This is a genomic window from Paracoccus sp. SSJ, from assembly GCF_030234105.1.
Lineage (GTDB): Bacteria > Pseudomonadota > Alphaproteobacteria > Rhodobacterales > Rhodobacteraceae > Paracoccus > Paracoccus denitrificans.
Window position 1 is genome coordinate 45,686 of sequence record NZ_JASSPE010000021.1, and the last position, 14,792, is coordinate 60,477.

At 67.8% G+C, this 14,792-nt stretch carries 16 protein-coding genes and 1 tRNA gene; 4 read left to right on the forward strand and 13 right to left on the reverse strand.

The window, feature by feature from the left end; translation table 11 throughout:
- Positions 1–16 precede the first annotated feature (16 nt).
- Positions 17–610, forward strand: coding sequence for a glutathione S-transferase family protein (locus QPR87_RS19330; protein ID WP_285050906.1), 594 nt, complete (start codon positions 17–19; stop codon positions 608–610).
- On the opposite strand, the gene QPR87_RS19335 is transcribed toward QPR87_RS19330, so the two are convergent.
- From QPR87_RS19335 to QPR87_RS19345, 3 genes are all read right to left on the reverse strand, one after another.
- Positions 565–1,485, reverse strand: coding sequence for a DMT family transporter (locus QPR87_RS19335; protein ID WP_011746753.1), 921 nt, complete (start codon positions 1,483–1,485; stop codon positions 565–567). The genes QPR87_RS19330 and QPR87_RS19335 overlap by 46 nt on opposite strands.
- Before the next feature lie 143 nt (positions 1,486–1,628).
- Entirely contained in the window at positions 1,629–1,928 is a 300-nt protein-coding gene (locus tag QPR87_RS19340; RefSeq protein ID WP_011746752.1) for an HU family DNA-binding protein, read from the reverse strand.
- Positions 1,929–2,079: 151 nt separating this feature from the next.
- Positions 2,080–3,564, reverse strand: a complete 1,485-nt coding sequence (locus tag QPR87_RS19345; protein WP_011746751.1) for an AMP nucleosidase — start codon at positions 3,562–3,564, stop codon at positions 2,080–2,082.
- Between the two features lie 95 nt (positions 3,565–3,659).
- Between QPR87_RS19345 and QPR87_RS19350 the strand changes: the two genes are divergently transcribed.
- Together QPR87_RS19350 and QPR87_RS19355 are read left to right on the forward strand one after the other, a co-directional pair.
- A complete protein-coding gene (locus QPR87_RS19350; protein ID WP_285050909.1) occupies positions 3,660–4,646 on the forward strand; it encodes an LLM class flavin-dependent oxidoreductase in 987 nt (328 codons plus the stop codon).
- Entirely contained in the window at positions 4,643–5,506 is an 864-nt protein-coding gene (locus tag QPR87_RS19355) for an SDR family oxidoreductase (RefSeq protein ID WP_230998458.1), read from the forward strand. Before QPR87_RS19350 ends, QPR87_RS19355 begins: the two co-directional genes overlap by 4 nt.
- On the opposite strand, the gene QPR87_RS19360 is transcribed toward QPR87_RS19355, so the two are convergent.
- The 7 genes from QPR87_RS19360 to dapF form a co-directional block, all read right to left on the reverse strand.
- Entirely contained in the window at positions 5,503–6,123 is a 621-nt protein-coding gene (locus QPR87_RS19360; protein ID WP_104493362.1) for a COG3650 family protein, read from the reverse strand. The genes QPR87_RS19355 and QPR87_RS19360 overlap by 4 nt on opposite strands.
- A gap of 9 nt (positions 6,124–6,132) precedes the next feature.
- Positions 6,133–8,055: a 1-deoxy-D-xylulose-5-phosphate synthase gene (gene dxs / locus QPR87_RS19365; protein WP_285050912.1), complete on the reverse strand. Its 1,923-nt coding sequence runs from the start codon at positions 8,053–8,055 to the stop codon at positions 6,133–6,135.
- Between the two features lie 25 nt (positions 8,056–8,080).
- A complete protein-coding gene (locus QPR87_RS19370; protein WP_011746746.1) occupies positions 8,081–8,944 on the reverse strand; it encodes a polyprenyl synthetase family protein in 864 nt (287 codons plus the stop codon).
- Positions 8,944–9,162: an exodeoxyribonuclease VII small subunit gene (locus QPR87_RS19375; protein WP_041530058.1), complete on the reverse strand. Its 219-nt coding sequence runs from the start codon at positions 9,160–9,162 to the stop codon at positions 8,944–8,946. The genes QPR87_RS19370 and QPR87_RS19375 overlap by 1 nt, the downstream gene beginning before the upstream one ends.
- Before the next feature lie 20 nt (positions 9,163–9,182).
- Positions 9,183–10,100 carry a histone deacetylase family protein gene (locus tag QPR87_RS19380; RefSeq protein ID WP_285050915.1) on the reverse strand — a complete coding sequence of 306 codons (918 nt, stop codon included), beginning with the start codon at positions 10,098–10,100 and terminating at the stop codon, positions 9,183–9,185.
- A 199-nt stretch (positions 10,101–10,299) separates the two neighbouring features.
- Positions 10,300–11,553 (reverse strand): tRNA (N(6)-L-threonylcarbamoyladenosine(37)-C(2))-methylthiotransferase MtaB, encoded by a 1,254-nt coding sequence (mtaB, locus tag QPR87_RS19385; protein WP_086000152.1) that lies wholly within the window; start codon positions 11,551–11,553, stop codon positions 10,300–10,302.
- 5 nt (positions 11,554–11,558) lie between these two features.
- Positions 11,559–12,386, reverse strand: coding sequence for a diaminopimelate epimerase (dapF, locus tag QPR87_RS19390; protein WP_104493366.1), 828 nt, complete (start codon positions 12,384–12,386; stop codon positions 11,559–11,561).
- A 97-nt stretch (positions 12,387–12,483) separates the two neighbouring features.
- Between dapF and QPR87_RS19395 the strand changes: the two genes are divergently transcribed.
- Positions 12,484–12,559 (forward strand) — tRNA-Lys (locus QPR87_RS19395).
- A 117-nt stretch (positions 12,560–12,676) separates the two neighbouring features.
- Here the strand turns inward: QPR87_RS19395 and QPR87_RS23770 are convergent.
- From QPR87_RS23770 to QPR87_RS19405, 3 genes are all read right to left on the reverse strand, one after another.
- Complete coding sequence (locus tag QPR87_RS23770; protein ID WP_502921626.1) at positions 12,677–12,904, reverse strand: sunset domain-containing protein; 228 nt, start codon at positions 12,902–12,904, stop codon at positions 12,677–12,679.
- An 872-nt stretch (positions 12,905–13,776) separates the two neighbouring features.
- Positions 13,777–14,169, reverse strand: a complete 393-nt coding sequence (locus tag QPR87_RS19400; RefSeq protein ID WP_104493368.1) for a hypothetical protein — start codon at positions 14,167–14,169, stop codon at positions 13,777–13,779.
- A gap of 208 nt (positions 14,170–14,377) precedes the next feature.
- Positions 14,378–14,647 carry a hypothetical protein gene (locus tag QPR87_RS19405; protein WP_285050916.1) on the reverse strand — a complete coding sequence of 90 codons (270 nt, stop codon included), beginning with the start codon at positions 14,645–14,647 and terminating at the stop codon, positions 14,378–14,380.
- Positions 14,648–14,792 lie beyond the last annotated feature (145 nt).

The following is a 14,792-nucleotide window of genomic DNA, read 5'->3' on the forward strand; positions in this document are numbered from 1 at the left end:
AACACAGGAGGCCAAGATGCTGACCCTTTATCACGCCCCTAAAAGCCGCTCGTCGAGCATCCTCGTCCTGCTGGACGAATTGGGCATCCTCGACAAGATCGAGATCCGCCGGGTCACCATCCCGCGCCAGGACGGCTCGGGCGGGCGCGATCCGGCCAACCCGCATCCCGAAGGCAAGGTGCCCTATCTGGTCAATGGCGCGGATCATGTGCGCGAACGCGGCGCCATCATGCTTTACCTGACCGACATGTTCCCCGAGGCGGGGCTGGGCCCGCTGCCGGGCGATCCGGGGCGCGGCCAGTATCTAAGCTGGCTCAGCTGGTATCAGGGCGTTCTGGAGCCGGTGGCGATCCTGAATTTCTTCAAGATCGAGCATCCGGCGCTGGAGGCGACCTTTCGCGATTACGACACCGCGATCCAGCGGCTGGACGAGGTGCTGGGCAAGCAGAGCTGGCTGCTGGGCGACCGCCTCTCGGCCGCGGACCTGCTGATCGCCAGCCCTTTCCTGTTCTTCGGCGAAGGCATGCCGCGAACCGCCGCCATCGACGAATGGGCGCGGCGGATTCAGTCCCGACCCTCGATGGCGCGGGCGGCAGGGATCGACGGCTGAGGCGCCGCGGCAGGCAGCTTGGCCAGTTGCACCATCAGGATGCCCGCCGCCACGATCAGCGCGCCGATCACGTCCGAGACGCCGAACCGTTCGCCCAGCAAGGCCGCGGCGATGCCGACGCCGAAGATCGGCGACAGGAAATGAAAGGTCGCCGCCCGCACCGCGCCGATGCGGTTGACCAGCCGGAACCACAGCCAGGTCGCGCCGATGCCGGGCGCGATCACCGTATAGGCAAAGGCCCAGACCAGGCCCGCGCTCCATTCCACCGGGCGACCCCATTCCATCAGCACGGCCGGGATCAGCAGCAGGGCGGCGCCGACCGCCATCTGCAAGCCGACGAGCATCATCATGTTGCGGCTGCCGCCGGCGCCGCGCGCCGCCAGCGTGGCAAAGGTCAGCGCCACCATGCCGATCAGGCACAGGATCACCCCCGGCACGTCCAGCCCGTGCTGAAGCCGCACCCCCATGATCAGCGTGACGCCGGCAACGCCCGCGACCAGCCCGGCCACGGCGATGGGGCGCAGCCGCTCGCCATAAAGCAGCCAGCCCAGGAAGGCGACGACAAGCGGCATCATCGAGGCGATGATGGCCGAGACAGAGGCCTCGACATATTGCATGGCGACCCAGCTGAAGCCCAGGTAAAGCGCGTTCTGGCACAGGCCGAACAGGATCACCGTGCGCCATTCGGTCCTGTTGAGTCGCCAGCTCTGGCCCATCGCTCGGGCCAGCGGAATCGCCACCAGGGCGGACAGGCCGAAACGGATGACCAGCGCGGTCAGCGGCGGGGCGGCCAGGACGATCATGCGCGTCGAGGTGAAGGCCGAGGCCCAAAGGACCGCAAAGCCGAAACCCATCAGAATGGCCCTGAAATCCATGTCGCCCCCCTGCCCTTCCCCATGGGCTAGCAGATGGGTCGGCGGGCGCAAGGGCCGGAACCGGATCGGGGGCCGGATCGGGGGCCCGAAACGAGAGAAGCCGCGCAGGTCATGCGCGGCCCCTTGTGCGGCGAAAGCCGGGATCAGGCGTTCACGCTGTCCTTCAGCGCCTTGGCGATGGTGACCTTGACCACCTTGTCGGCGGGCTTCGTCATCATCTCCTGGGTTTGCGGATTGCGGACCTGACGCTCGGGGCGGGTGCGGCACGCGACCTTGCCGATGCCCGGCAGGGTGAGGGCGCCACCTTCGGCGACCGTGCGCGACACGACGGCCGAAAGCGCGTCCAGAGCCGCGGCGGCGGTCTTCTTGTCGCTGCCCATTTCATCGGCCAGCGTGGCGACGAGCTGGGTCTTGGTCATCGGTTTCGAAGCGGCCTGGGCCATTTTCTGTCTCCTCGTTGTTCCCCGTTCGGGAAATTTTCGGACGCCACCTTGGCGGCACGCCTGCCGCTACACAAGCTTTTTCAGCGCAGATCAAGCTTTTTCGGCGGTTTTCCCCAGCAAACGCTGCGAAATTCGCCGCCAAGGGGCCGTTCTAGAGGAAGGCGGTCTCGTTAAACGAGCGCAACTTGCGCGAGTGGATGCGTTCCAAGGGCGTCTCGCGCAGCTTTTCCATGGCCCGGATGCCGATCAGCAGGTGGTTCGCGACCTGGGTGCGATAGAAATCCGTGGCCATGCCGGGCAGCTTCAACTCGCCATGAAGCGGCTTGTCGCTGACGCAAAGGAGCGTGCCATAAGGCACGCGAAAGCGGAAACCGTTCGCGGCGATGGTGGCGCTTTCCATGTCCAGCGCGATGGCGCGCGATTGCGACAGGCGCTGCACCGGCCCGGACTGGTCGCGCAGCTCCCAGTTGCGGTTGTCGATGGTGGCGACGGTGCCGGTGCGCATGATGCGCTTGAGTTCATAGCCGTCAAGCTGCGTGACCTCGGCCACCGCCTCTTGCAGGGCGACCTGCACCTCGGCCAGGGCGGGGATCGGCACCCAGACCGGCAGGTCGTCGTCAAGCACATGGTCCTCGCGCAGATAGGCATGGGCCAGCACGAAATCGCCAAGGCTCTGGCTGTTGCGCAGCCCGGCGCAATGGCCGACCATCAGCCAGGCATGCGGGCGCAGCACGGCGATATGGTCGGTCGCGGTCTTGGCGTTCGAGGGGCCGACGCCGATATTGACCAGCGTGATGCCGTCGCCATCCGGCCGCTTGAGGTGATAGGCCGGCATCTGCGGCATCTTGGCGCCGGTGGCGATGATGTCCTCGGGACGCTCCAGGATCTGGTTTCCGGGCGCGACGAAGCCCGTATAGCCCGAGTTCGGGTCGGCCAGCGCGCGGCGGGCGAAGGCCTCGAACTCGTCCACATAGAACTGGTAGTTCGTGAACATCACGAAATTCTGGAAATGCTCGGGCAGGGTCGCGGTGTAATGCGCCAGCCGCGCCAGCGAGTAATCGACGCGCTGCGCGGTAAAGGGCGCCAGCGCATGGCTGCCATCCGGGTTCGGCCCGGCGATGCCGTTCACGATATCGTCGTTCATCGTGTTCAAGTCCGGCACGTCGAAGACATCGCGCAGCGAATAGTCCAGCACGCCTTCCTGCGGGACGTTCAGGTCGCTTTGCGTCGCCACGGCGAAATGCACCGGCATCGGCGTGCCGCTTTCGCCGATCGCCACCGGCACGCCGTGATTGCGCATGAGCAGGCCGATCTGTTCCGTCAGGTAGCCGCGGAACAGGTCGGGCCGGGTGATCGAGGTCGAATAGGTGCCCGGCAGCGCGACATGGCCGAAGGACAGGCGCGAATCCGTCTTGGAATGGATCGGCACGGTCATGCGCAGTTCCGGGTAGAAGGCGCGATAGCGCGCCGCCGGCCGGCCGCCTTGCAGCGTGGCAAGGAAACGATCCAGCAGGAAATGCGACGCACGGTCGTAAAGCTCGATCAGCCGCGCCACGGCGGCGGCCGGGTCGTCGAAATAGACGCGCTCGGCGGGCTCGGGCGTCTCGATGGGAAGTCTCCGGCTGTCGGTCAACATGCGCGCTCTCCAGTTTCGGCGGAGAGTGCCAGCGCCGCCGCGGGCTGGCAAGCCGGCACCGGACGCCTTATCTGAGGGACGAAGGAGTGATCCGCATGGAATTTTCCGTTCTCGATCTGGCGGTGGTGGCCGAGGGCTCGGACGCCCGGCAGGCCATCGCCAATTCCGTCGCGCTGGCGCAAGCCGCCGAGGGATGGGGCTACAGCCGCTTCTGGCTGGCCGAACATCACAACATGCCCGGCATCGCCAGCGCCGCCACCGCGGTGCTGATCGGCCATGTGGCGGACCATACCAGGGCGATCCGCGTCGGTGCCGGCGGGGTCATGCTGCCCAATCACGCACCGCTGGCCATCGCCGAACAGTTCGGCACGCTGGCGACGATCCACGGACCGCGCATCGACCTGGGCCTGGGCCGCGCGCCGGGCGGCGACGGTGCGGTGATGCACGCATTGCGCCGGTCGATGCAGCGCAACGAGGATTTCCCCAACGACGTGGTCGAGCTTCTGCGCTATCTCGGCCCGCCGCGCCCCGGCGCCCCGGTCGCGGCCCATCCGGGCGAGGGCACGAACGTGCCGGTCTGGATCCTCGGCTCGTCGCTTTACGGCGCCAGCCTCGCCGCTGCGCTTGGCCTGCCCTATGCCTTTGCCAGCCATTTCGCCCCCGGCGATCTGGAAGAGGCGCGGCGGCTTTACCGCGAGCGGTTCCAGCCCACCGAATTCGGCGAAAAGCCGCGCTTCATGCTGGCGGTGAACGTCATCGCCGCCGAGACCGATGCCGAGGCGCAGCGGTTGCGCAGCAGCCAACAGATCAGCTTTGCCCGGCTGCGGCTGGGCATGCCCGGCCTGCTGCCGCCGCCGGTCGACGACGTGCTGGACGCGATCCCGGTGCGCATCCTGCCCACGGTCAACGCCGCGCTGGCCATCAGCGCCGTCGGCAGCCCCCAGACCGTCGCGGCCGAACTGGACCGGCTGATCGCCCGCCACCAGCCCGACGAGCTGATTCTCGTCGGCAATATCTACGACCAGGCCGCACGGCACCGTTCCTTTGCCATCGCGGCCGAGATCCTGCGGGGGCGCACATGATGAGGATGCTGGTCTTCGGTCACGGCTATTCTGCCGGTTTCCTGACCCCCTTGCTGCTGGCCGAGGGCTGGCAGGTCACCGGCACCACCCGAGGCGCGACGGATCGCGTGGCGCAGGCCGGGGCCGAGCCGCTGCGCTGGCCGGGGCAAGAGGATGCCGTGCGCGAGGCCATCGCCCAAGCCGACGCGATCCTGGTCTCGGTCGGACCGGAACAGGGCGCGGACCCGGTGCTGGCAGCCTTCGGCACCGAGATCGCCGCCGCCCGGCCGCGCTGGCTGGGCTATCTTTCCACCACCGGGGTCTATGGCGACCGGGACGGCGGCTGGGTCGACGAGGACACGCCCTGCACCCCCTCGACCCGGCGTGGGCGCGAGCGGGTCGCGGCCGAGCTGGGCTGGCAGGCATTGGCCGCCGAACACGGCCTGCCGCTGCATATCTTTCGCCTTGCCGGGATCTACGGACCGGGCCGCGGCCCCTTTGCCAAGGTGCGGGCGGGCACGGCGCGGCGCATCGTCAAGCCCGGCCAGATCTTTTCCCGCATCCATGCCGAGGACATCGCGCAGGTGCTGCTGGCCTCGATCAAGGCGCCGCATCCCGGCGCGATCTACAATGTCTGCGACGACGATCCCGCCCCGCCCGAGGCGGTGATCGGCCATGCGGCGGAACTGCTGGGCCTGCCCATGCCCCCCGCCGAAGACTATGCCAGCGCCGAGATGACGCCGATGGCGCGCAGCTTCTATGCCGAGAACAAGCGCGTCTCGAACCACCGCATCAAGCGGGAACTGGGCGTGACCCTGCGCTATCCCGACTATCGCGCCGGGCTGGCCGCGCTGGCGCGAGCCGAGGGGATCCCTGCCTAGGGCGCGATCGAGCAGCAGCCCGTCAACATGCGCGAGGGCTGCTCTTGCCCGTCCAGGATCACGCTGACCGCCAGCGCATGGCCGCGGTCCGACATACCGTCCGAACATTGCTCGGGCCGCATGAACGCCGTAAGCCGCCCCTTGTCATCGCCGGCGATGATGCCCCGCGTGGGCTCGCCCTCGATGCCGCGGTCCATGACCTTGCGCAGCGAAAGCTGGCGCTCCGGCGCATCGGGCTCGCTGAAGACCAGCCCTTTCTGCACCGTCTTGACCGACCAGAAGGGCTCGGTTCCGCTGCAACGCAGCGCCAGCGGCAGTTCGGCCGGCTTCCAGACCGTGGCCTGCGGCTTGAGAAAGCGCAGCGCCACCCAGCCCGTGGTCTCGCCCACGTTCACCAGCCCCCACTTGCCCGAGGCGTCGCGGTCCAGCAACTCGACGCCCTTGGCGGTCGAGGCAAGCCGGCCGATGATCTTGGCCTGGCCGTCCGGCGCCTCGCGCACGTTCAGCTTGTCCCAGGTCTCGACCACGGTGACGTCGAACAGGTTCGGCAGATAATCCTGCGCCTGCACCGCCAGCGGCGCGGCAAGGACGAGGCCGGTCAAAAGGATACGCAGCATTGTCACCTCTCAGGCACGTTTCGCCAGCGCCACGCCCAGGACTTCCAGCACCTTGGCCTCGATGTCGGGGGCGGACATGCGGGCCTCGCGATACATGGCCTCGGGGCTGGCATGGTCGATGAAAGTGTCGGGCAGCACCATCTGGCGGAAGCGCAGCCCGCCGTCGAACACGCCCTCGTCCGCAAGCAGTTGCGCGACCAGGCTGCCGAAGCCGCCGACCGCGCCCTCTTCGATGGTGATCAGCGCCTCATGCGTGCGGGCAAGGCGCAGGATCAGATCGCGGTCCAGAGGCTTGGCGAAGCGGGCATCGACCACCGTCGGGCTGACGCCACGCGCCGCCAGCGACTCGCGCGCGCGCATGACTTCCGACAGCCGGGTGCCGAAGGACAGGATGGCGACGCCCTTGCCTTCGGCCATGACCCTGCCCTTGCCGATCTCCAGCACCTCGCCGCGCTCGGGCATCTCGACGCCGGTGCCCTCGCCGCGCGGATAGCGGAAAGCAATGGGCCCCTCGTCATGGGCCGCCGCGGTGGCGACCATATGGACCAGATCCGCCTCGTCGGCGGCAGCCATGACCACCATGCCGGGCAGGTTCGCCAGGAATGCGACGTCATATGCGCCGGCATGGGTCGCGCCATCGGCGCCGACCAGGCCGGCGCGGTCGATGGCAAAGCGCACCGGCAGGCGCTGGATCGCCACGTCGTGCACGACCTGGTCGTAGCCGCGCTGCAGGAAGGTCGAATAAAGCGCGCAGAACGGCTTCATCCCCCCCGCCGCCAGCCCGGCCGAGAAAGTCACGGCATGCTGCTCGGCAATGCCCACGTCGAAGCAGCGGCGCGGGAAACGCTCGGCCATCAGGTTCAAGCCGGTCCCGTCCGGCATGGCGGCGGTGACGGCGACGATGCGGGCGTCGCGGCTGGCCTGATCGACCAGCGCGCGGGCAAAGACCAAGGTATAGCTGGGCGCGTTCGATTTCGCCTTGGCCTGCGCGCCGGTCTCGACGTCGAATTTCGCCGTGGCGTGCCCCTTGTCGGCGGCGCGCTCGGCCGGGCCGTAGCCCTTGCCCTTGCGGGTCACGACATGCAGCAGAACCGGCCCCGTCGCCCGTGCCTTGACCGTGCGCAAAAGCGGCAGAAGCTGGTCGAGGTCGTGGCCGTCGACCGGGCCGATATAGGAGAACCCCAGTTCCTCGAACAGGGTGCCGCCGACGGTCATGCCCTTGAGCATCTCCTTGGCGCGGCGCGCGCCCTCTTGCAGCGTGGGCGGCAGGAAGCCGACGGCGCCCTTGGCCACGGCCTTCAGGTCCTGGAACGGGCCCTCGGCGTAAAGCCGGGTCAGATAGCGCGACAGCGCCCCGGTGGGCGGCGCGATGGACATCTCGTTGTCGTTCAGCACCACGAACAGCCGCTTGCCCAGGTCGCCCGCATTGTTCAGCGCCTCGAAGGCCATGCCCGCGCTCATCGCGCCGTCGCCGATCACCGCGATGGCATCGCCCGGATCGCCGCCCAGTTCGCGCGCCATGGCAAAGCCCAGCGCCGCGCTGATCGAGGTCGAGCTGTGCCCGGCGCCGAACGGGTCATAGGGGCTTTCCGACCGCTTGGTGAAGCCGGAAAGCCCGCCCTCCATCCGCAGGGTGCGGATGCGGTCGCGCCGCCCGGTCAGGATCTTGTGCGGATAGCACTGATGGCCCACGTCCCAGATGATCTTGTCGCGCGGCGCGTCAAAGACCGCATGCAGCGCCACGGTCAGCTCGACCACCCCCAGCCCGGCACCCAGATGGCCGCCGGTCACGGAAACGGCGCTGACCGTCTCGGCCCGCAACTCGTCGGCAAGCTGGCGCAGCTCGCGATCGGTCAGATCCTTGAGGTCGGATGGCAGATGCACCCGGTCCAGGATCGGCGTCGAAGGGCGGTCGGAAGTCTCATGGGTCATGGCTTGCCCCTCTCCGGGCGGGCTGTCAGGCGTCGCGTTCGATAACGAAACGCGCAAGCTGCCGCAAGTTTCCTGCGCCCTCGCCATAGGGTTCCAGCGCTGTTTCGGCATTGCGCACCAGCGTGCGCGCCTTGTCCCGCGCCCCTTCGAGGCCCAGCAACGACACGAAGGTCGCCTTGTTGGCGGCGCCGTCCTTGCCGGTGCGCTTGCCGGTGTCGGCCTCGTTGCCGGTCACGTCCAGGACATCGTCATGGATCTGGAAGGCAAGGCCCAGGTTGCGGGCATACTCCGCCAGCGGTCCGGTATCCTGCCCCGCCATGACGGCGCCGGCGGTGGCGGAGAACTGGATCAGCGCCCCGGTCTTGGCTTGTTGCAGCCGCTTGATGGCCATCAGGTCCAGGGGCTCGACGGCGGTCTCGGCGGCGATGTCCAGCGCCTGCCCCCAGACCATGCCGCGCCCGCCGACCGCCTCGGAAAAGCCGCTTACCAGCGCCAGGCGTATCTCGGGCGCGCCGATCTGCGCATCGGTCAAGAGGCCGAAGGCCAGGCTTTGCAGCGCATCGCCGGCCAGGATCGCGGTCGCCTCGGACCATCGCACATGCACGGTGGGCAGGCCCCGGCGCAGGTCGTCGTCATCCATCGAGGGCAGGTCGTCATGCACCAGGCTATAGGCATGCAACGCCTCGACCGCCGCCGCGACGGGCAGCGATTCCCGGTCGCGCAGCCCGAACAGCCGCGCCGATTCCATCACCAGGAAGGCGCGGATGCGCTTGCCGCCGATGCAGGCATAGCGCATCGCATCGGTCAGCTCGCCCTCGGGCAGGCCGGCCATGGCCCCGTCCAGCGCAGCCTGCACCTGCGTCTTTACCTCATCGAGGCGGTCCAGCATCACAGCCCCTCGGCCGGCACGGTGCCCGTGGGTTGGCCATTGGCGGCCAGCGTGATCTTTTCGACCCGCTCCTCGGCCTCGCGCAGGCGCTTGTCGCAATGCGCCCGCAACGCTGCGCCGCGTTCGTAAAGCTTGATCGATTCCTCCAGCGTGGCCTCGCCATGCTCCAGACGACCGACGGTCGCCTCAAGCTCTTTCATCGCCTCCTCGAAGGACATGTTCTCGATCTCGGTCCCGGTCACGCGGCAGTCTCCCTCAGCACATCGACATGGGCGCGCGCCGAGCGGCCCAGAGCGGCCAGATCATAGCCCCCTTCCAGCGCCGATACCACCGGGGCCGAACAGGCCGCCGCCGTATCGCAGATCATCCGGGTGATGGCGGTGAAATCACCATCGTCCCACATGAGCGAGGCCAGCGGGTCCTCGGCATGCGCATCGAAGCCGGCCGAGACCAGCACCAGTTGCGGCCGCCACGCCTCGACCCGGGCGCAGATCGCCTGCCAGACCGCGCGGGCCTCGCCCCCGCCGCTGCCCGGCGCCAGCGGGAGGTTGACGACCTGCCCATGCGCCCCCCGCTCCGACGGCGCACCCGTGCCGGGATAAAGCGGCACCTGATGCGTCGAGGCGAACAGCGCCCGCCGCTCGTCCCACAGCACGTCCTGCGTGCCGTTGCCGTGATGCACGTCGAAATCCAGCACCGCCACCCGGTCCAGCCCGTGATGCTCCAATGCCCGCAGCGCCCCGATCGCGACCGAGGAAAAGATGCAGAACCCCATGGCCATCATGCGCTCGGCATGATGGCCCGGCGGTCGCATGGCGACAAAGGCGCTGGGCGCCTCGCCCGCCAGCACCGCATCCACGGCGGCGCAGACCCCGCCGACGGCATGGCGCGCCGCATTCAGGCTGCCCGGCGACAGATAGGTGTCCGAATCGAGCATGCTCCAGCCCTCGCCCGGCGCCTTCCGGCGCAGGAGCGACAGGTATTCGGGAGGATGGGCGCGCAGAATGTCCTGATCCGCCGCCTCGGGCGCCTCGCGCCGCTCAAGATCCGCCCCGTCAAGCGCCGCCAGCACGGCATCCAGCCGGGCCACCTGTTCGGGATGGCTGGGCGGCGTCACATGCGAAAGCCCCGAGGGATGCGTGTAAAGCAAGGTCATCCACCCAAGGATTATGTGCAGCTTCCCCACGCGGCAAGCCAATCTTGCGCACCCGGCCCCGCAGGGACGGGAAAACGGCTCCCTTGCTGCGCCCGTGCGCAATGACGCCGCCGGAAACCCGCCCTTTTTCCGTTTTCCAAATACCCTCGGGGGGTCCGGGGGCAGACAGCCCCCGGCGGCCGCGACGCAAGCGCCGCCCTCAGACCGTCAGCCGCTGTCCGTCATGGCCCGCGATGCGCAACGCCATCAGCGTGCCCTCGGGCATGTCGCGGTCGAAGGCGACTTCGGTGAAATGCTCCGTCCGGCCCAGGCGCGGCCCCTCGGTCAACACCATGCGCGCCTCGCCGAGCTGGGCCTGCAAATGCCGGGCCAGCGCCGCATCGCCCGCCGCCCGCAGCCGGGCCGCGCGCTCCTTGATCGCCGGGCCGGGCACGCGCGGCATCCGCGCCGCCGGGGTGCCCTTCCGCGCCGAATAGGGAAACACATGCAGGAAGGTCAGCCCGCAATCCTCGACCAGCTTCAGGCTGTTCTCGAACATCGCCTCGGTCTCGGTCGGGAAGCCGGCGATGATGTCGGCGCCGAAGGCGATGCCGGGACGCAGCCGCCGCGCCTCTTCGCAGAACCGGATGGCGTCGTCGCGCAGGTGGCGGCGCTTCATCCGCTTCAGGATCATGTCGTCGCCCGCCTGCAGGGACAGGTGCAGATGCGGCATCAGCCGGGGCTCGGTGGCGATGGCCAGCATCAGGTTCTCGTCGGCCTCGATCGAATCGATCGAGCTGATCCGCAGCCGCGGCAGGTCCGGCACCAGCCGCAGGATGCGCATGACCAGGTCGCCCAGCCGCGGCTGCCCCGGCAGGTCGGCCCCCCAGGAGGTCAGGTCCACCCCGGTCAGCACCACCTCGTTGAAGCCGCGGTCCCGCAGCCGCTTGATCTGATCGACCACGACCCCAGCCGGCACCGAGCGCGAATTGCCGCGGCCGTAGGGGATGATGCAGAAGGTGCAGCGATGATCGCAGCCGTTCTGCACCTGCACATAGGCGCGATGCCGGCCGAAACCGTCGATCAGGTGCCCGGCGGTTTCCTTGACCGACATGATGTCGTCGACCTGCACCTTCTCGGTCTCGCCGATCAGGTCGGGGGCCTGCATCGCGGCCCAGGTCGCGGGCTGCATCTTCTCGTGGTTGCCGATCACGCGGCTGACCTCGGCCATGGCGGCGAATGTCTCGGGCTCGGTCTGCGCCGCGCAGCCGGTGACGATGACCGGGGCGCCCGGGTTCTCGCGCGCCAGCCGGCGGATCTCCTGCCGGGCCTTGCGCACCGCCTCGGCCGTCACCGCGCAGGTGTTCACGATCACCGCGCCTTGCAGCCCGGCGGCCTCGGCCATCTCGCGCATGGCCTCGGTCTCATAGGCGTTCAGCCGACAGCCGAGGGTCGCGAAAACCGGGGGCTTCAGATCCTTCATCCCCGCCAGACCCCGTCGAAGACATGCGCGGTCGGCCCGGTCATCCAGACCCCGTCCTCGCGCCAGTCGATCTCCAGCACGCCGCCGGGCACGTTGACCCTGACGCGCCGCCCGGTCAGCCCGCGCCGCGCCGCCGCCACCACCGCCGCACAGGAGCACGACCCCGAGGCCAGGGTGATGCCGGTGCCGCGTTCCCAGATGCGCAGGATGATCTCGTCCGGCGAAACGACCTGCACCAGCTCGACATTCGTCCGCTGCGGATAAAGCGGATGATGCTCATGCGCGGGGCCGAAGCGTTCCAGGTCCACCGCCGCCGCATCGGGCACGAAGAAGGTCATGTGCGGATTGCCCATGCCCGTCGCCACCGGATCGCCCGGAACGGGCAGGTGCAGCGTATCGACATCCTCGGCCAGCGGAATCCCGGCCCAGTCCAGCACCGGCGCGCCCATGTTGACCCGCGTCAGCCGGTCCCCGGCATCCTCGGCCGCAAGCACCGCGTGATCGGTGGCGAGCCGCAGCGCGCGGGCGCCCGTTTCGTCCATGAGAAAGCGGGCGACGCAGCGCGTGGCATTGCCGCAGGCCGCCGAAAGCGAGCCGTCCGCGTTGAAGAACACCAGCCGCGCATCGGCATTCTCGCCGGGCAGGATGACGGCCAGCTGGTCGAAGCCGACGCCGCGATGGCGGTCGGCGATGGCGGCCACGGTCGCGGCATCGGGCAGCGCGCCGGTCCGGCGGCTGTCGATCACCACGAAGTCGTTGCCGAGCCCGTGCATCTTCATGAAGGGCAGAGGAATGCTCTGGCCGAGGTTTTGCTGGTGTTCCATGGCGGTGACATACTCCTGCCGGAAAGATTCTGCCAGAGGCGGTGATTTTTCCGCTTGACCCTGTCAGCCGCCGACCGTAGTTAGCCCCCCGTGCGATGGGCCCGTAGCTCAGTTGGTAGAGCAACTGACTTTTAATCAGTGGGTCACAGGTTCGAATCCTGTCGGGCTCACCACTGAACTTCCTTACATGACAAGCGGTTACGAGAAACTGCCTGCGAGGCGGTTTCAGCGCTAACAATGTGCCAGCGGACAGCCAGCGGACATTTTCACGGTGATGCCCTGGCTCGAATCTAGCGCCAGCGCGCCGCGCGCCAACTGGCGGCGATGGCCTCGACCTCGTCGCAAAAGCAGCGCTCGCCCCTGCTCTCATCGATCCGGGTCTTGGCATAGGCGGGCGACCAGGGCGTGTGATAGATCCGCTCGCCCTTCTTCGAGATGTTGCCCTTGATCGGACAGCCCTCGGACGCCTCTGCGACAGCCCGCGACCAGCGGTCGGCGCGATACTCCCAGGCGGGCAGAAATTCGCTTAGCTAGACGAGTAAGTCGCCGTCCACCACCACGGCACGGCAGGCAATCAAAGGGCTACCGTCAGTCGCGGCCCAGGTGACGGCGGGCATCGCCAGCACCGCGCCAACGACCAAAGCCCTAACCGCAGCGATTCCCGCGATTGTCGCGATTCCAGTCCCGATAGGGGCATCAAAATCGCGATAATCGCTACGCACTGCCGTCAGGATTGCGGCGGAGGGCGTGGCCCGCCGATCAACTATCGCAGGCACAGCCGACGCCTTTGCGGCATTGTTTGTCCCGGCTGATGCAACTGTCGCCGCAGGCTTTGCCCTTGCTGCACATCTTGCAGCAGGAGGCATCCAGGAGGGCCGCATCAGGGCCTCCGAGGTCCAGCAGGCGTTGCCGGGCGTCCTGGATGTCCTCTGTCGTCAAGGCCCCGAGGACGGGCACGGCGCCGTCATCCGCAAACGAGGGCAGGGAAAAGCAGACGAGGAACACAATGAGGAAAGGGCGCATCGGACTTCTTAACGATTTGTTAACCTTTTCCTGATAGGCGGCTTTCCGCTGATTCGCCAAGAATCAGGAGCATTGCAGACTGGCGCCGACAGGCCGGTCTGCTCGCACTGTGCGGGCATTGTTACGCCCCGAGCATTTCCATCTTTCTCGACTTGCGATTGTCGCTGTTCCGCGATTCTCGGCCCTCGGGGCATCAGAAGGGGCGCCCCGGCTGGGCTTTTGCGCCAGCGAGGAATGCAATCCGCTGCCATTCGGTTGCGATTTTGCCATATGAGGCTGCCGGGAAGCGGAAGCTGCTACGCCGCCACATCCGCTGCAAACCTCACCTGTGCAGCGGAACTAGCAGCAGACGCAGACCGGGGAGCGCTTAGGCGCCGGGAAGCCGCTCAAGCTCGGGAAAGGGCTGCCACTGAATGTCCGCGCGGTCACAGAGGGGGTGATCCAGGCTGCCGCCGGCAATCTTCCCGTCACGGATCGGGATGCCTATGCTGTGCAGCCCGAGGTAGCGGCCGGAGACATCCTTGCTGTCGGCGCGGACGCAAACGCCTTGCAGCCCATCCGGCAGGGTCGCCACATTGGAAATCTCGGCATCGCGGATCGAGGCGGGGTCATAGATGAGTTCTTTGGCGCCAGCGACGATCTCGGCCTTCAAGGCGGCGCCAGGCGGCGTGGAGCGCGCAATGATTTCGCTGTAGTTGTCCGATGCGGTGCAGGCCGCGAACAGCAACGGCCCGACAATCAGAATGGCTTTGTTCTGCATGATCCACCTTCCCTCCAGAGACCGGGCATAGGCTAGGAAGTCCAAGAGCGCGGGACAAGCGATAACCGGACTGCAGTGCTTTCCTGTCATTCGGTTGCCGGAACGGGGGAGGGTTCCTGTAACGGCAAAGCCCCCGCATGATGCGAGGGCTCGCGGCGGCCAATGCGCTCTTGTTCACCCCTTCCGGGTTGGGCCGAGAAATCAGCGGTCAGGCGTGCCAGGGCGACGGCCCGGCGCTACGAGACCCCGAGGTCGCCAGCACCAGCGGCGGCTCCCTGGGAAAGGACCGGATATCGAACCACTTGAAGCAGGTGCCGTTCGTGTTCATCCGGTCGCCCGACGAGATGGGATAGCCGTTCGAGGCGTGGCGGATCAGCCCGACCCGGAAGGCCCGCAGGTCCAGGAGCCACCACAGGTCAAAGCCCGTCCCGGCCGCGTTGGCATGACCGTAGAACAGCCGGTCGCCCTCGCCGTTCACAATCTTGGCCAGTTCGGTGGGCTGGCTCTAGGCCGTGTTGACAAACGGGGTTCACCGGGCGGGCTGAACATGATTCAAGCTGGTATCTGCGACGGAGACCAGCTTGGCACGAGACCTGATGTCGGACGGGGAATGGGCGATCCAT

What these genes read in the sequence shown, in the direction of transcription:
- QPR87_RS19330 (WP_285050906.1), top strand. Translation starts at nt 17, where the DNA reads ATGCTGACCCTTTATCACGCCCCTAAAAGCCGCTCGTCGAGCATCCTC.
- QPR87_RS19335 (WP_011746753.1), bottom strand. Translation starts at nt 1,485, where the DNA reads ATGGATTTCAGGGCCATTCTGATGGGTTTCGGCTTTGCGGTCCTTTGG.
- QPR87_RS19340 (WP_011746752.1), bottom strand. Translation starts at nt 1,928, where the DNA reads ATGGCCCAGGCCGCTTCGAAACCGATGACCAAGACCCAGCTCGTCGCC.
- QPR87_RS19345 (WP_011746751.1), bottom strand. Translation starts at nt 3,564, where the DNA reads ATGTTGACCGACAGCCGGAGACTTCCCATCGAGACGCCCGAGCCCGCC.
- QPR87_RS19350 (WP_285050909.1), top strand. Translation starts at nt 3,660, where the DNA reads ATGGAATTTTCCGTTCTCGATCTGGCGGTGGTGGCCGAGGGCTCGGAC.
- QPR87_RS19355 (WP_230998458.1), top strand. Translation starts at nt 4,643, where the DNA reads ATGATGAGGATGCTGGTCTTCGGTCACGGCTATTCTGCCGGTTTCCTG.
- QPR87_RS19360 (WP_104493362.1), bottom strand. Translation starts at nt 6,123, where the DNA reads ATGCTGCGTATCCTTTTGACCGGCCTCGTCCTTGCCGCGCCGCTGGCG.
- dxs (WP_285050912.1), bottom strand. Translation starts at nt 8,055, where the DNA reads ATGACCCATGAGACTTCCGACCGCCCTTCGACGCCGATCCTGGACCGG.
- QPR87_RS19370 (WP_011746746.1), bottom strand. Translation starts at nt 8,944, where the DNA reads ATGCTGGACCGCCTCGATGAGGTAAAGACGCAGGTGCAGGCTGCGCTG.
- QPR87_RS19375 (WP_041530058.1), bottom strand. Translation starts at nt 9,162, where the DNA reads ATGTCCTTCGAGGAGGCGATGAAAGAGCTTGAGGCGACCGTCGGTCGT.
- QPR87_RS19380 (WP_285050915.1), bottom strand. Translation starts at nt 10,100, where the DNA reads ATGACCTTGCTTTACACGCATCCCTCGGGGCTTTCGCATGTGACGCCG.
- dapF (WP_104493366.1), bottom strand. Translation starts at nt 12,386, where the DNA reads ATGGAACACCAGCAAAACCTCGGCCAGAGCATTCCTCTGCCCTTCATG.
- QPR87_RS19400 (WP_104493368.1), bottom strand. Translation starts at nt 14,169, where the DNA reads ATGCAGAACAAAGCCATTCTGATTGTCGGGCCGTTGCTGTTCGCGGCC.